This is a genomic window from Mesorhizobium sp. P2_A8 (assembly GCF_056404935.1).
Map to the genome: position 1 here is coordinate 104,837 of NZ_JBFUDB010000009.1, position 13,638 is coordinate 118,474.

The following is a 13,638-nucleotide window of genomic DNA, read 5'->3' on the forward strand; positions in this document are numbered from 1 at the left end:
CGGCTCAAGCGGCGTTGGCGCCCGATTCCTTGTCCAGCACCATGTAGTCGAGCGGGATCTCGGTCGTGTACTTGATCTGCTCCATGGCGAAGGACGACGAAACGTCACGGATCTCGATCTTTGCGATCAGCCGCTTGTAGAAGGCATCGTAGGCGGCGATGTCGGGCACCACGACGCGCAACAGATAGTCGACATCGCCGCTCATGCGGTAGAACTCGACCACTTCTGGAAATTCCTGGATGACCTCGGAAAACCGCCGCAGCCATTCATGGCTGTGCGAATTGGTGCGGATCGACACGAAGACGGTGACCCGGACATTGACCTTCTCATGGTCGAGAATAGCGACGCGCCGCTTGATGACGCCCTCTTCCTCGAGCTTCTGGATGCGCCGCCAGCAAGGTGTGGTCGACAGCCCGACTTTCTTGGCAACGTCTGCGACCGCAAGTGTCGCGTCCTCCTGCAAGAGCCGGAGAATTTTTCTATCGAGGCGGTCCATATCGTGCTCCCAAGGGAATAGATTGCCTATACTCTGCCTTATCCAGGCCTTTCACAAGAAAGAAATTCTGCCGATCGGGCAAAAAGCGAGTGATTTCTTGCTGAAAGGTCAATCGAGACGATAGCGGATTTCCGATCTCAGAAATGGCAGCAAATCCATTTCAAACCATGGATTCTTCTTCAGCCAGCCGCTGTTGCGCCATGACGGATGCGGCAGCGGCAGCACTTTCTGACTGCCGGGCGCGTCCCAGATGGCACGCCAGTCCATCACCGTTTCCGTCAGCGAGGCCCGGCGCGCCGCACCCATGTGCCAGGACTGCGCATAGATGCCGATCGTCAGCACCAGATCGATCCGTGGCATCAACGCCATCAAGGGCGCGCGCCAGGCCGGCGCGCATTCGCGCCTCGGCGGCAGGTCGCCACCCTTGGCATCCTGGCCGGGAAAGCAGAAGCCCATCGGCACGATGGCAAATTTCTCGATGTCGTAGAATTCCTCGCTTGTCACCCCGAGCCAGCTGCGCAGTCGGTCGCCCGAGGCGTCGGTGAATGGCATGCCTGACAGATGCACCTTGGTTCCCGGCGCCTGGCTGGCGATCAGGATGCGGGCGCTGGACGATGGTCGCAGCACGGGGCGCGGTTCGTGCGGCAGTGGCCGGCCGATCGGATTTTCGACGCAGATGCGGCAAGCCCGCACCGCCGCGGCCAAGCTTTCGAGCGCATCCTCGTTGACCATGGTCTCGTCCGAAAACCAGCTTCCACTTTTCGGGCTCATGGTTAGGCGGCGGCGCTCGGTCGGCTGGAAACCGCCTGATGCCAGCGCAACACATTGGCGCACTCCTCCGGCACCTTGATGCGTGCCGGCTTCATGAAGTCGACGGCGATCAGGCCAGTGATGTCGGCAATCGAATAGCCGTCGCCGGCGATGAACTCTCGGCTGCCCAGCTCATCGTCCAGCAGCCTGAGGAACGCAACGGCCTTGGGCTTGTTGGCTTCGCCCCATTCGGGAATCTGCGGGATTTCCCAATCCTTCATGGCCGGATGGATATGCCGGAAGGCCTGCGCGACGCAACTAAGCAGGTTGAATTCCATCCGTCTTTGCCACATCTCGACCCGCGCCTTGCCGAGTGCGCCACGCCCGAACAGGGCCGGCTCGGGATGCAACTCCTCGAAATAGCGGCAGATGGCGACGGATTCGGTGAGGACGGAGCCGTCGTCGAGTTCAAGCACCGGCAGGCGTTGCAAAGGGTTGCGCGAGCTGACCGCTTGCTGCTTGTGCTCCAGTGCGCCCATGTCGACGGACACCAGCGGAACCGCGATCCCCTTCTCGGCCAGGAAAACGCGGACTCGCCTCGGATTGGGTGCGCGGCCGCCATCGAACAATTTCATTCTATCTATCCTCCCGGTTTTCCAGACAACTGCTGGGTTCATTTACCGATGCGCTTCACCAGAAGCGAAAAATCTCGCGCATGGCATCGCCGATCGACGCCAGCGTGCCGTGCTTTCTCTCGACGGCTTCGCCGTGATGGCTGTCGCGCCAGTCTTGCGGCTGGTCGAACGTGCCGGCCCAGATGCCGGCCTTTGCCGCACGGGCGATGGCTTCCTCGCTCTCGAAGTCGCCAAAGGCAACCGCCCAGCCCGCCTCGACCTGCGCACGGTTGAGGTCCTTGCCGCCGGCGGTGCAATTGCCAAGCAGCCGGCCATAGCGATCAAGCTGCCAGCCGGTACAGGAGACGGGTTTGCCGGCGATCAGCCGCACCAGCGACTGGCGCGCAAGTGTGCCGCAGGGATAGTCGGCGCCATTCCTGCGGCAGGTCTGCGTATACTCCGGAGCATCGATGCCGCGCATGCGGATGCGTTCGGCGCCAAGCGTGATCGAATCGCCGTCGTTGACGATGGCCGCACCTACCGTCTTGCGCGTTTCCACACGGTCGAGCCGGGCGGACAGCAGGATCAGCAGCCCGAAAATGATGACGGTAAGCCCGTAGTCCAGCAGCCGACGCCATGGGCTTCGGGGTGGCGAAACGTATCGCCGGCGCGGCCCTGGCCCCCATGAACGGCTCATATGGCAAACGGTTGGTTAATCATTCGAACGTAGCTTAACACTTGGAAACCGCTGCTCGCATAAATCGAAGTTTCATGCCCTTGCAACGCTCGAACACAGCGGACAAGTTCATAGTGGACCGCAGGAAACCTCATCGCAACAGCGATGTGGCGCGCGCGGTGCGCAAGACGCGCGACCGTCTTTCGCAGCAGGCCGGCAATCCCGATTTTGATCGTGAACTCCTGAAGCTCCATGCCCGCGCAATGACAAGCGGCGCCATCGCCATCCCGCTGCTCGTCCTGGTGATCGCGGCAGCCGGCCGGCTTGCCGGCGTCGGCAACGAGATCGGGCTCTGGGCACTGTTCACGCTCGCCTGCTACACCATCGTTACATTCCTGGCGCGGCGCATCGAACGCACTGAAGCTTCCGACCTCAACCCCTTGCAAACACAAAGAGAACTGCTGATCGGCCACTTCCTCTGCGGGCTCGGCTGGGGGTGGTTCGTCTGGCTTGGCTGCAGCACTTGCCAGGTCGACCAGTTCCATGTCGTCAAGGCGGTGGTGCTGCTCTTCGCGATGGCGGCAACCGCGGTGATGACGTCATCCCTGCGCGGCGCCTTGCTGGCGACCTTTGCCGTTCCGGTGGCGCTCTACGCCTATGCCGGCATCAAGCTGTGGATGCCGGTCGAGGTGATTATGGCCGGGCTGTTGGTCGTGTCGCTGCCCTTCTTCGCCTATCTGGCCCGCGATCTCAACCGCGCGTCCCTGATGCTGTTGTCGTTCCGCTCAGAGAAAGATGCGCTGGTCGCTGAACTGGAGACGGCGAAATCGATGTCAGACGAGGCGCGGCGGCGGGCGGAAGACGCCAACCTGGCGAAGTCGCGGTTCCTCGCTTCGATGAGCCACGAACTGCGCACGCCGCTCAACGCCATCCTTGGCTTCTCCGAGGTGATGTCGAACGAAGTGCTCGGACCAATGAGCAATCCCACCTATCGCGACTACGCTCATGACGTGCACGAATCCGGCCAGCATCTGCTCGACCTCATCAACGAGATCCTCGACCTGTCGCGGATCGAGGCCGGCCGCTACCAGCTCAACGAGGAGCCGGTGATGCTTCTCAACATCGTCGAGGATTGCTGTCACATGATGGAATTGAGGGCGCGCAACAAGGATATCCGCGTCGTCCAGGATTTCGAGCATGAGTTGCTGCGCCTGTTCGCCGACGAGCGGGCGGTGCGCCAGATCACGCTCAACCTTCTGTCGAATGCCATCAAGTTCACCGCCACCGGCGGCGAAATCCGCGTCCGCGTCGGCTGGACGGCGGGCGGCGGGCAGTACATTTCGATCAAGGACAATGGTCCCGGCATCCCCGAAGACGAAATCCCGGTGGTGCTCTCGGCCTTCGGCCAGGGTTCCATCGCGATCAAGAGCGCCGAGCAGGGCACCGGGCTTGGCCTGCCGATCGTGCAAGGCCTGCTCGCCATGCATGGCGGCGAGTTCCAACTTCACTCCAAGCTGCGCGAAGGCACCGAGGCGATCGCCATCTTCCCGCTGAGCCGGGTGATGGAGGAACTGCCCGCGCTGCCGACCGCGGCGGTGGCGGCCGTGGCGGCGCGGCGGCGGTAGCAGGCGTCGCCCGGATATAGCGTGCCTGGCGCCTAACCCCGAACCGCCGCCGCCATGCCTGAGCTGGTCAGCGCCGCCGCCTTGACGAGACCTGCGGCAAGAGCGGCCCCTGCCCCTTCGCCGTGGCCGATGCCCAGGTCGAGCAACGGGTGAAGACCGAGGCGTTCGGCGGCGCGGGAATGTGCGGGCTCCGGCGACAGGCTGGCAAGAAGACAATGGTCGAGTGCTGTGGGGTTCGCGGCATGCAGCACCGCAGCCGCGGCCGTTGCCGCAAATCCGTCGAGCAGCACCGGAATCTTCTGCACCCGTGCCGCCAGGATGGCGCCGGCAATCGCCGCGAACTCTCGGCCACCGACCCGGCGCAGCGCCTCTAACGGGTCGCCGAGATGGCCGCCATGAAAGGCCAGCGCCGCATCGACCACGTCCGCCTTGCGTGTCTGCATCGCCGCGTCGGCGCCCGACCCCGGGCCGACCCAGTCGGCGCCTCCGCCGCCCAACAGCGCGGCAAACAGGGCAGCTGCGACGGTGGAGTTGCCGACGCCGAGATCGCCGAGGCAAAGCAGATCGGTGCCGCCGGCGATCGCTTCCATGCCGAAGGCCATGGTGGCGGCGCAGCCGCGCTCGTCGAGCGCGGCATCCTCGGTGATGTCGGCGGTCGGGATGTGCAGGGCAAGATCGAAAACCTTCAGGCCGAGATCGTTGGCAATGCAGATCTGGTTGATCGCAGCACCTCCGGCGGCACAAAGCTCGACCGCGTTGGCGGTCGCCGCCACCGGCCGGGGCGAAATGCCATGCCGGGTGACGCCGTGATTGCCGGCAAAGACCGCCATCAGCGGCCTTGTCACTGCGGGTGGAGCACGCCCGCTCCAGGCGGCGAGCCACGCGGCGATGTCCTCGACGCGGCCAAGCGAACTCCTGGGCTTGTCGGCCCTGGCAAACAGCGTGCGCACACGCGCCTCGGCCGACGTGTCGGCCGCCGGCAGGTTGGCCAACAGGTTGCGAAAATCTTCGAAAGGCAGCGCGCTAGTCATGTCGTTGGTGGTCATTCCCTGAAGTTGGTGAGCGGCATAGCCGCCTTGCGCTGTTGGCACAACCTCTAGGATCAACCCTCCACCCTTTGCCGCAAAGGCGGCTGCGCACGGCGCAATTGTGAGGGCTTGCATTGGCTTTGCCGTTGCACCATGTGGAGATGGAACAAAGGGATCCGGATGGAAACCCTCAAGAGAAAGTCATGACGGCCATCGAATCCCCGTGCATCCTGGTCTGTTCGATCGACATGAAAACCGGCTTCTGCTTCGGCTGCGGTCGCACGCGCGAGGAAATCGGCGCCTGGATCGCAATGACGCCGGAAGCACGCCGCAGCGTCATGGCTGAATTGCCCGCCCGGCTGGACACGGTCGAGCGCCGGCCGCGCCGGGAAACGCGCCGCACCCGCATGGCGCGCGAACGCGACGTGCTTTCGTGAGACGCAGATGAGGTTGTTCTGGATACTGATTGCCGTGATCGGGGTGGGAGCAGTCCTGCTCATGGTCAACGATTCCGGCGGCAGCACGCTCGGCGTCGAGAATTACGATTTTGGTCGGCTGATCTGGCTTGGCGCCTTCGGCGCCCTGATCGGCGCCGGCCTGCTTCGTTCGGGCAGGCCGTTGGGCGCCATGGCCCGCAACCTCGGCGCCTGGGCGGCAATTGCGCTCGCGCTGATCGCCGGTTACCAGTATCGCTATGAACTGCAGGATTTCGCCAGCCGGGTGACCGCCGGCCTTGTTCCCGGCAGCCCGCTCGCCCTGGGCGTCGAAGACGGCCACGCCACGGTGACGCTCGACAAGGCGGAAAACGGCCATTTCGAAGCTCGCATCCTGATCAACGGTAATCCTGTGCGCGCCGTGGTTGATACCGGCGCAACCAGCACCGTGCTGACCTCCGAGGACGCCCAGGCGTCCGGGTTCAATCCAGCGGCGCTCAACTACACCATACCGGTTTCGACCGCCAACGGCATGGCGCGCGCCGCGGCCGTGAAGACCGATCAGCTGGCGATCGGCGGCATTGTGCGCAAGGACATGTCGGTGATGGTCGCGGCACCCGGCATGCTCAGCCAGTCCCTGCTCGGCATGAACTTCATCGGCTCGTTGTCGGGCTTCGATGTGCGCGGCGATCGCATGGTCCTCAGGGATTGACCCCGACCCGACGCGTCAGGCCGCTTCAGCCGCCCCACCCAACTCGACGGCTGCGAAAGCCGTCTTCAGCACCTCCGGTCCGGCACCCGGCCGCGTCGCGTCGGTGGACAGGATCTGGCGGTAACGGCGCGCGCCGGGCAAGCCATGGAACAGACCGACCATGTGGCGGGTGACATGGCCAAGCCGCCCGCCCTGCTCGATATGGCGGGCCGCGTATTCTGCCATCGAATCGATCAGCGCGGCGAAATCGAACGTTTCGGACTTGGCGCCATAGAAGGCTGCGTCAACGCCGGCCAGGATGCCGGGCGTGTGGTAGGCGGCGCGGCCGAGCATGGCGCCGTCGACATGGTCGAGATGCGCCTGCGCCTCTTCGATCGATTGAATACCGCCGTTAATCCCAATGAATTCGCTGCGCTTTCTGGCCTTCAGTCGATAGACGCGACCATAGTCGAGCGGCGGGATGTCGCGGTTTTCCTTGGGGCTCAGCCCTTCCAGCCACGCCTTGCGCGCATGCACCCACAGCGCGTCCGCGCCGGCGTCGAAAACACCGTCCGCCAGTGCATCAAGTGCGGGTTCTGGGTCCTGTTCGTCGACGCCGATGCGGCATTTGACGGTGACGGGAATTGTCACCACAGCTTTCATCGCCGCGACACAGCCGGCGACGAGGTCAGGCACTTTCATCAGGCAGGCGCCAAACGTGCCCGACTGGACGCGATCGGACGGGCAACCGACATTGAGATTGATCTCGTCATAGCCGAAGGCCTCGCCAATGCGCGCCGCCTCGGCAAGCTTGCGTGGATCGGAACCGCCGAGCTGCAAGGCAACCGGATGTTCCGCCTCATCGAAGCCGAGCAGCCGCGCGCGTGCGCCCTGGATGACCGCGTCGGCCACCACCATCTCGGTGTAAAGCAGCGCACGGCTCGTCAGCTGGCGATGGAAGAACCGGCAATGCCGGTCCGTCCAGTCCATCATCGGCGCAACGGAAAGTTTATGATGTAACATATTCATTTTATTATCTTTTTTCTGTCTCAGTCCGTCCAATACCCCGTTGGAAAGACTGGGAAATTTAGCGACATATGCATATCAAAACGTAACCGATGTTACGATTTTGCCGCCGCAGCTGAAAGCCACCTTTGGTAAATACGTCTCTCACTGCACACGTGGTGCACACAAAGCCTGAGTGACGTTGCCGTCAGAAATCGCAACCAATGCGTACGTGCGAACGCAGTCCCCGTCGCGGTTTGGAGTATGCTGCGGTGGATTTGATTTCGCACAAGGACCCCAGATCCATACGTCATCTAGCTTTTGCCCATGATCCTCAATCTGCTCATTGGCACAGTCGTCATAAGTCTGACGGTTCTCGTCCACACATTTGGTCTGATCGCCGTCACACACGCGATGGGGCACCTGGTCGCGCGGTTTCGCATGCACGGGCGCCGCAGCCGCATCGTCGCGATGATCAGCGTGGTGATGGGCCTCTTTGCGGTCATGACCGTAGAGGTCTGGCTCTGGGCAGGACTATACCGGTTGCTCGATATCTTCGAGGACTTCGAAACCGCCCTGTATTTTTCGACCATTACCTTTTCGACGGTTGGCTACGGCGACATCGTGCCTGCCCATGCGTGGCGTGTCCTGGCGGCTCTTGAGGGCGTGAATGGGTTCCTTCTCATTGGCTGGTCGACAGCCTACCTGATCGCAGCAGGCACCCGCATCGGGCCGTTCAAGGCCGGCGAGCATTTTTGACTGCAGCTGATGCTCCGATTTGCTCCTGATCAATGAACGCACGGCAATCTGTTAGTAGGTTCTCTCGAATGAGTACCCACGAATTGCTCAACGATGGGCAAGAAGGAGACGTCTGCGCTCTGCTTCTTTCGGCGAATTGACTATGTGCTGCGGGAACCGCAGACCGGTCAGATCGGAGGAAAGATATCAAGGTTGGGAGGATTAAGTATGGGCGAAGATCAATCCGGCCATCATGCCGACCGCATCCAGGCCGCGATCGCCTCGGATGCTGCAGCGAAGTCCGCGCTGGTTGCCTCCTGGCGACGGTCTTCCAATTTGCATCGGCTCGATCCAGCCGACTGCACGCCCCCACGCTATCTGACGGAGGCGGAATTGGGGCAGGCCCGGCAACGCATCGAACCTCTCGTGCAAGCTGCCCAATCGAGTCTGGACCGTCTCTATCTGGCGGTAGGCGGCGTCGGATGCTGTGTCCTGCTCGCCGATCGTGACGGCGTGCCGGTCGAACGGCGCGGCGCGGCCGTCGATGACGAGACGTTTCACTCCTGGGGCTTGTGGACTGGCTCCGTTTGGAATGAGGAGTGCCAGGGAACCAACGGGATCGGTACCTGTCTGGTCGAGCGGCGCGCGCTGACAATTCACCGCGACCAGCATTTCCATACGCGCAACACCCTGCTTAGTTGCACCACCGCTCCGATCCATGATCATGAAGGGCACCTTGTTGCAGCGCTTGACGTATCGTCCTGCCGGGCAGATCTGACGGAGGCGTTCGCCAATCTCATCTCGATGGCTGTCGTCGACGCGGCGCGTCGGATCGAAAGTGAAAACTTCAAGATGGCGTTCGCAAAGGCGCGCATTCTACTTGCACCGGTGATCGACAAAGGTTCCGGTGCGCTGATTGCCGTCGACGCGGACGATCTCGTGGTCGGCGCGACCCGTTCGGCCCGCTTGGCGCTTGGCCTTACGCAACAGTGTCTCGACAAACCGATGCCCGCCGCCGATCTGCTCGGCTGGGCCGAGAGTGACTCCAAAGTTCTTGCTGAAGCAGAGCGCGGAGCGCTCCAGCGAGCGTTAGCACGGGCGGACGGAAATGTCTCCGCGGCGGCTCAGGCGCTGGGTATCAGCCGCGCGACGCTTCACCGCAAACTCAACCGCCTGGATGTCCACCGGTCACACTGAACACCCTTGGCGACCATGACTGTCGCAATTCTGCGACACATCATGTCCAACCGCAGTGACCGGTGCGGTGACAACTCCAGGCGGAAATCGCAAGTCTCTTCCGAAGCGTCGCATCCCGCGACGTCAGCTTTGGGAGGAAGACACATGAACAAGGTTGAATTCTCACGCCCGGTCAAGGCGCCCTTCGACAAGCGCTATGGCAATTTTATCGGCGGCAAATGGGCCGAGCCGCGGTCCGGCCGCTACTTCGAGAACTACTCACCGGTCAACGGTCAACTCCTGTGCGAAGTCGCACGCTCGGATGGCCAGGACATCGAGGCCGCGCTCGATGCGGCGCACGCCGCCAAGGATGCCTGGGGACGCACCAGCGTGGCCGAGCGGTCGCTTATCCTCAACCGCATCGCCGACCGCATGGAGGAGAACCTCGATCTCCTAGCCTGTGCCGAAACCTGGGACAACGGCAAGCCGATCCGCGAAACGACCGCGGCCGACCTCCCTCTGGCCATCGACCATTTCCGCTATTTTGCCGGAGCGGTGCGCGGCCAGGAAGGTAGCCTCTCCCAGATCGACGACGACACCGTCGCCTATCATTTCCATGAGCCGCTCGGCGTCGTCGGCCAGATCATCCCGTGGAACTTCCCGCTGCTGATGGCATGCTGGAAACTTGCTCCGGCGCTTGCCGCCGGAAACTGCGTGGTACTGAAGCCTGCCGAACAGACCCCGGCTGCCATCTTGCTATGGGCCGATCTTATCGGCGATCTGCTGCCGCCGGGCGTGCTCAACATCGTCAACGGCTTCGGCCTCGAGGCCGGCAAGCCGCTCGCGTCGTCGCCGCGCATTGCCAAGATCGCCTTTACCGGCGAGACCACGACGGGCCGGCTGATCATGCAGTATGCCAGCCAGAACCTGATCCCCGTGACGCTCGAGCTCGGCGGCAAGTCACCCAACATCTTCTTTAGGGATGTCGTCGCCGAAGACGACGATTTCTTCGACAAGGCGATCGAAGGCTTTGTCATGTTCGCGCTGAACCAGGGCGAGGTCTGCACCTGCCCGAGCCGCGCGCTCATCCATGAATCGATCTACGACAGATTCATGGAACGCGCCCTCAAGCGCGTCGAGGCGATCGTGCAGGGCGATCCACTCGATCCGGCGACGATGATCGGCGCTCAGGCCTCGTCCGAGCAGATGGAAAAAATCCTGTCCTACATCGACATCGGCCGCCAGGAAGGCGCCGAGTTGCTGACCGGTGGGGCACGCAATCTCCTGCCCGGTGACCTGGCGGGCGGCTACTACGTGCAGCCCACGGTGTTCAAGGGTCACAACAAGATGCGCATCTTCCAGGAGGACATTTTTGGGCCGGTGGTTTCGGTCACGACCTTCAAGGACGACGACGAAGCACTCAGCATCGCCAACGATACGCTCTACGGTCTCGGCGCCGGCGTCTGGACACGCGATGCCAACCGCGCCTACCGCTTCGGCCGGGCAATCCAGGCTGGCCGCGTCTGGACCAATTGCTATCATGCCTATCCCGCGCATGCGGCCTTCGGCGGCTACAAGCAGTCCGGGATTGGCCGCGAGACCCACAAGATGATGCTCGACCACTACCAGCAGACCAAGAACATGCTGGTCAGCTACAGCCCGAAGAAGCTCGGCTTCTTCTGATCACTGCGCTCATGCGCGCGGCTCCATGGGGGCTGCGCGCGTGGCTGGAAAGCAGATAAGACCATGCTTGCAAAAGTCACGGCGACACCGGCAGCCCTTGAACTGATGGCGGAGATTGTCACCGATCATGGCCCGGTGCTGTTCCATCAGTCCGGCGGCTGCTGCGACGGCTCTTCGCCGATGTGCTATCCGGTGGCGGGCTTCATCATTGGTGACCAGGATGTGCTGCTCGGCCACATCGGTGAGGCCCCCTTCTACATCGGAGCCTCGCAATTCGAGGCCTGGAAACACACCGATCTCATTATCGACGTGGTGGCTGGTCGCGGCGGCATGTTCTCGCTGGACAACGGGCGGGAGAAGCGGTTCCTGACGCGGTCGACGATTTGCGCTGTCAGATGAGGATGTAGGCCATCCATCAGGTCATGGACACGGTCGTCATCGGCTTGACGGCCCTGGCCCAAAATCAGGTCAAGCTGACGCTCAGACGGCTACGGAATGTCTCGCCTTGCCGGTTTCGAAATATTTGTCGAACTTGGCCGCGATGCTTCTGACAAAGGGCCGGCTTTCCCCAGGCACGACGAAGCGGTCACCGTCAAGTTCAAGCAACCGCGCAGGATCATGAAGGGCGGTGGAACTCGCCTTGACGAGAAGTCTTTGGCCGGCTTCGCCAAAGCGCTCCACCAAGTCGATTGCGGAGAAACCGAAATCGCACATCAGGCGCTCGATGATCCAGCCGCGTACGCGGTCGTCTTGGGAAAGCACAATGCCACGGACAGCGGCCAACCCGCCGTCCGCGACCATGCGCCCGTACTCGGCGGTTGAAGGCATGTTCTGTGCGTAGCCTTGCCGAAACTGGCTGATGGACGATGGGCCGAGGCCGATCAAGGTTTCGCAGCGATCCTCGGTGTAGCCTTGAAAGTTCCGGTGCAAAGTCCCGGCGCGGGCCGCAATCGCCAGCGCATCGCCCGGTCTGGCGAAATGGTCAAGCCCGATTGCCTCGTATCCATTGTCCACAATCGCCTGCGCGGCCAGTTGCGATTGAGCAAACCGCTCCGCGGGACCCGGCAACCAGGCCTCGTCGATCATCGTCTGATGTTTCTTGAACCACGGAACATGGGCGTAGCCAAAAAGCGCGATCCGGTCCGGCTCCAGGGTCAGTGCCTGCGCAACCGTGGAGGCGACGCTCTCCCTGGTCTGGTGCGGCAGGCCGTAGAGCAGGTCGAGATTGACGGATTCGACGCCGCGCGAACGAACGCCGTCCACGACCGTCTTGGTCTGCAGGAAGCTCTGCTCGCGGTTGATTGCCTTTTGCACCTTCAAATCGAAATCCTGAACCCCGAGGCTAGCCCTTGTCATGCCGATTTCGGCAAGCGCGTCGAGGCGGGCATCCTCCATATCGTTGGGTTCGATTTCGACGCTGGTCTTTGCATCGGGCAGAAAGGCGAAGCTGTTGCGCAGGACTGTTCCCAGCGCCACCATATCCCCAGGTTTGAGCATTGTCGGCGAACCGCCGCCGAAATGGACGGCACGCACGCGGCCCTTGCCTGCGACAAGATCGGCGACTGTGGCGATCTCGGCATGCAGTGAACGCAGGTACGTGGTCACCGGCTCGTAGTGGCGTGTCTGCTTGGTATGGCAGGCGCAGAACCAGCAAAGCTTGTCGCAATAGGGGATGTGCAGATAGAGCGAGATCTCGTCGCCCTCGCCGAGCGCCTGCAGCCAGTCACGACAGACGGCGGCGTCAACGCCTGAATGAAAATGCGGCGCTGTCGGGTAGCTGGTATAGCGCGGCACGTTCTCACCAAGTCTGGCAACTAAATCTGGCCGCATGTCTCTGTCCGCTCCACTTTGCATGGAGCCACATTGATCCCGATACTGGCCGGCAGCCTTGATTTCGGTCAATACGTCTTGCTGCGGACAAACTGCCGCAAGGCTTTTTCTCAGGCCGATGCTATATCCTGCCTGAACTTCTGGATTTCTCGGGCAATCGTGGTGACAGTGCGTCAGGATGTTCACAACGCCGGCATTCCCGTGCTTTGCCAATCGTGCGAAGCGCGCCACCATGGCGTTTGCGGAGCGCTCGATCCTGATCAATTGGTGGGCCTGGCCAAGACCTCATCGAAGCATACCGTTGAACAGGGCGCAGAACTGATAGGCGACACCGAGGCCGTCGACAGCTATTCGAACGTGCTTTCAGGCGTGGTGAAGCTCACAAAGAGCCTGTCGGACGGACGCCAGCAGATTGTCGGCCTACAGTTCGCTCCCGATTTTCTCGGGCGGCCCTTCAAGGTGGAAAGTGCAATCAACGCAGAAGCCGCCACCGCCGTTTCCGTCTGTTCGTTTCCCAAGGCCGCCATCGAGCGGATGATGAAGGAATCTCCGGAACTCGAGCATCGACTGCTCAAGCAGACGCTGAACGAACTCGACGAAGCCCGCGACTGGATGGTGACGCTGGGTCGCAAAAGTGCTTCTGAGAAGGTGGCGAGCTTTCTCCTGATGATCGCCAGGAACATTGACCCTACGCTTGACCCGGCCGCGCAGTCGACAAGTTTCGATCTGCCTCTGACCCGCGCCGACATCGCCGATTTCCTGGGTCTGACGATCGAGACGGTGAGCCGCCAGTTGACCAGGCTGCGATCGGATGGGGTGATCCGGATCGAGAACAACCGGGAAGTCACCGTCGACAATTTGACCCGGCTGCAGCGACGCTCTGGCGTCTAGG

15 protein-coding genes are annotated in these 13,638 nt (G+C 62.2%); 8 read left to right on the forward strand and 7 right to left on the reverse strand.

The window, feature by feature from the left end; translation table 11 throughout:
- Window positions 1–4: 4 nt before the first annotated feature.
- The 4 genes from AC1D10_RS25635 to AC1D10_RS25650 all read right to left on the reverse strand — a co-directional run bounded on the left by AC1D10_RS25635 (window position 5) and on the right by AC1D10_RS25650 (window position 2,557).
- Window positions 5–496, reverse strand: a complete 492-nt coding sequence (locus tag AC1D10_RS25635) for an Lrp/AsnC family transcriptional regulator (RefSeq protein ID WP_006205209.1) — start codon at window positions 494–496, stop codon at window positions 5–7.
- 108 nt (window positions 497–604) lie between these two features.
- Window positions 605–1,330 (reverse strand): uracil-DNA glycosylase family protein, encoded by a 726-nt coding sequence (locus AC1D10_RS25640; RefSeq protein WP_477276842.1) that lies wholly within the window; start codon window positions 1,328–1,330, stop codon window positions 605–607.
- Entirely contained in the window at window positions 1,270–1,881 is a 612-nt protein-coding gene (locus AC1D10_RS25645) for a glutathione S-transferase (protein ID WP_477276844.1), read from the reverse strand. The genes AC1D10_RS25640 and AC1D10_RS25645 overlap by 61 nt, the downstream gene beginning before the upstream one ends.
- Before the next feature lie 55 nt (window positions 1,882–1,936).
- Window positions 1,937–2,557 (reverse strand): thermonuclease family protein, encoded by a 621-nt coding sequence (locus AC1D10_RS25650; protein ID WP_477276846.1) that lies wholly within the window; start codon window positions 2,555–2,557, stop codon window positions 1,937–1,939.
- A gap of 74 nt (window positions 2,558–2,631) precedes the next feature.
- Here AC1D10_RS25650 and AC1D10_RS25655 point away from each other — a divergent pair, with 74 nt between their 5' ends.
- A complete protein-coding gene (locus AC1D10_RS25655) occupies window positions 2,632–4,161 on the forward strand; it encodes a sensor histidine kinase (protein WP_477276848.1) in 1,530 nt (509 codons plus the stop codon).
- A gap of 32 nt (window positions 4,162–4,193) precedes the next feature.
- On the opposite strand, the gene AC1D10_RS25660 is transcribed toward AC1D10_RS25655, so the two are convergent.
- Complete coding sequence (locus AC1D10_RS25660) at window positions 4,194–5,192, reverse strand: nicotinate-nucleotide--dimethylbenzimidazole phosphoribosyltransferase (RefSeq protein WP_477277378.1); 999 nt, start codon at window positions 5,190–5,192, stop codon at window positions 4,194–4,196.
- Window positions 5,193–5,392: 200 nt separating this feature from the next.
- Between AC1D10_RS25660 and AC1D10_RS25665 the strand changes: the two genes are divergently transcribed.
- Together AC1D10_RS25665 and AC1D10_RS25670 are read left to right on the forward strand one after the other, a co-directional pair.
- Complete coding sequence (locus tag AC1D10_RS25665; RefSeq protein ID WP_477276850.1) at window positions 5,393–5,626, forward strand: DUF1289 domain-containing protein; 234 nt, start codon at window positions 5,393–5,395, stop codon at window positions 5,624–5,626.
- A gap of 7 nt (window positions 5,627–5,633) precedes the next feature.
- Complete coding sequence (locus tag AC1D10_RS25670; protein WP_477276852.1) at window positions 5,634–6,335, forward strand: TIGR02281 family clan AA aspartic protease; 702 nt, start codon at window positions 5,634–5,636, stop codon at window positions 6,333–6,335.
- Between the two features lie 15 nt (window positions 6,336–6,350).
- On the opposite strand, the gene dusA is transcribed toward AC1D10_RS25670, so the two are convergent.
- A complete protein-coding gene (gene dusA / locus AC1D10_RS25675; protein ID WP_477276854.1) occupies window positions 6,351–7,343 on the reverse strand; it encodes a tRNA dihydrouridine(20/20a) synthase DusA in 993 nt (330 codons plus the stop codon).
- Window positions 7,344–7,646: 303 nt separating this feature from the next.
- Between dusA and AC1D10_RS25680 the strand changes: the two genes are divergently transcribed.
- From AC1D10_RS25680 to AC1D10_RS25695, 4 genes are all read left to right on the forward strand, one after another.
- A complete protein-coding gene (locus AC1D10_RS25680) occupies window positions 7,647–8,078 on the forward strand; it encodes a potassium channel family protein (RefSeq protein ID WP_477276856.1) in 432 nt (143 codons plus the stop codon).
- A gap of 207 nt (window positions 8,079–8,285) precedes the next feature.
- A complete protein-coding gene (locus AC1D10_RS25685) occupies window positions 8,286–9,254 on the forward strand; it encodes a GAF domain-containing protein (protein ID WP_477276858.1) in 969 nt (322 codons plus the stop codon).
- 144 nt (window positions 9,255–9,398) lie between these two features.
- Window positions 9,399–10,916, forward strand: a complete 1,518-nt coding sequence (gene adh, locus AC1D10_RS25690) for an aldehyde dehydrogenase (RefSeq protein WP_477276860.1) — start codon at window positions 9,399–9,401, stop codon at window positions 10,914–10,916.
- A gap of 63 nt (window positions 10,917–10,979) precedes the next feature.
- On the forward strand, window positions 10,980–11,315 hold the full coding sequence (locus AC1D10_RS25695; protein ID WP_477276862.1) for a DUF779 domain-containing protein: 336 nt from the start codon (window positions 10,980–10,982) through the stop codon (window positions 11,313–11,315).
- Window positions 11,316–11,396: 81 nt separating this feature from the next.
- On the opposite strand, the gene hemN is transcribed toward AC1D10_RS25695, so the two are convergent.
- A complete protein-coding gene (hemN, locus tag AC1D10_RS25700) occupies window positions 11,397–12,746 on the reverse strand; it encodes an oxygen-independent coproporphyrinogen III oxidase (protein WP_477276864.1) in 1,350 nt (449 codons plus the stop codon).
- A gap of 162 nt (window positions 12,747–12,908) precedes the next feature.
- Here hemN and AC1D10_RS25705 point away from each other — a divergent pair, with 162 nt between their 5' ends.
- A complete protein-coding gene (locus tag AC1D10_RS25705) occupies window positions 12,909–13,637 on the forward strand; it encodes a Crp/Fnr family transcriptional regulator (protein WP_477276866.1) in 729 nt (242 codons plus the stop codon).
- Window position 13,638: the final 1 nt, after the last annotated feature.

Coding starts and splice junctions, on each gene's coding strand:
- AC1D10_RS25635 (WP_006205209.1), bottom strand. CDS start 496: ATGGACCGCCTCGATAGAAAAATTCTCCGGCTCTTGCAGGAGGACGCG.
- AC1D10_RS25645 (WP_477276844.1), bottom strand. CDS start 1,881: ATGAAATTGTTCGATGGCGGCCGCGCACCCAATCCGAGGCGAGTCCGC.
- AC1D10_RS25650 (WP_477276846.1), bottom strand. CDS start 2,557: ATGAGCCGTTCATGGGGGCCAGGGCCGCGCCGGCGATACGTTTCGCCA.
- AC1D10_RS25655 (WP_477276848.1), top strand. CDS start 2,632: ATGCCCTTGCAACGCTCGAACACAGCGGACAAGTTCATAGTGGACCGC.
- AC1D10_RS25660 (WP_477277378.1), bottom strand. CDS start 5,192: ATGACTAGCGCGCTGCCTTTCGAAGATTTTCGCAACCTGTTGGCCAAC.
- AC1D10_RS25665 (WP_477276850.1), top strand. CDS start 5,393: ATGACGGCCATCGAATCCCCGTGCATCCTGGTCTGTTCGATCGACATG.
- AC1D10_RS25670 (WP_477276852.1), top strand. CDS start 5,634: ATGAGGTTGTTCTGGATACTGATTGCCGTGATCGGGGTGGGAGCAGTC.
- dusA (WP_477276854.1), bottom strand. CDS start 7,343: ATGAATATGTTACATCATAAACTTTCCGTTGCGCCGATGATGGACTGG.
- AC1D10_RS25680 (WP_477276856.1), top strand. CDS start 7,647: ATGATCCTCAATCTGCTCATTGGCACAGTCGTCATAAGTCTGACGGTT.
- AC1D10_RS25685 (WP_477276858.1), top strand. CDS start 8,286: ATGGGCGAAGATCAATCCGGCCATCATGCCGACCGCATCCAGGCCGCG.
- adh (WP_477276860.1), top strand. CDS start 9,399: ATGAACAAGGTTGAATTCTCACGCCCGGTCAAGGCGCCCTTCGACAAG.
- AC1D10_RS25695 (WP_477276862.1), top strand. CDS start 10,980: ATGCTTGCAAAAGTCACGGCGACACCGGCAGCCCTTGAACTGATGGCG.
- hemN (WP_477276864.1), bottom strand. CDS start 12,746: ATGCGGCCAGATTTAGTTGCCAGACTTGGTGAGAACGTGCCGCGCTAT.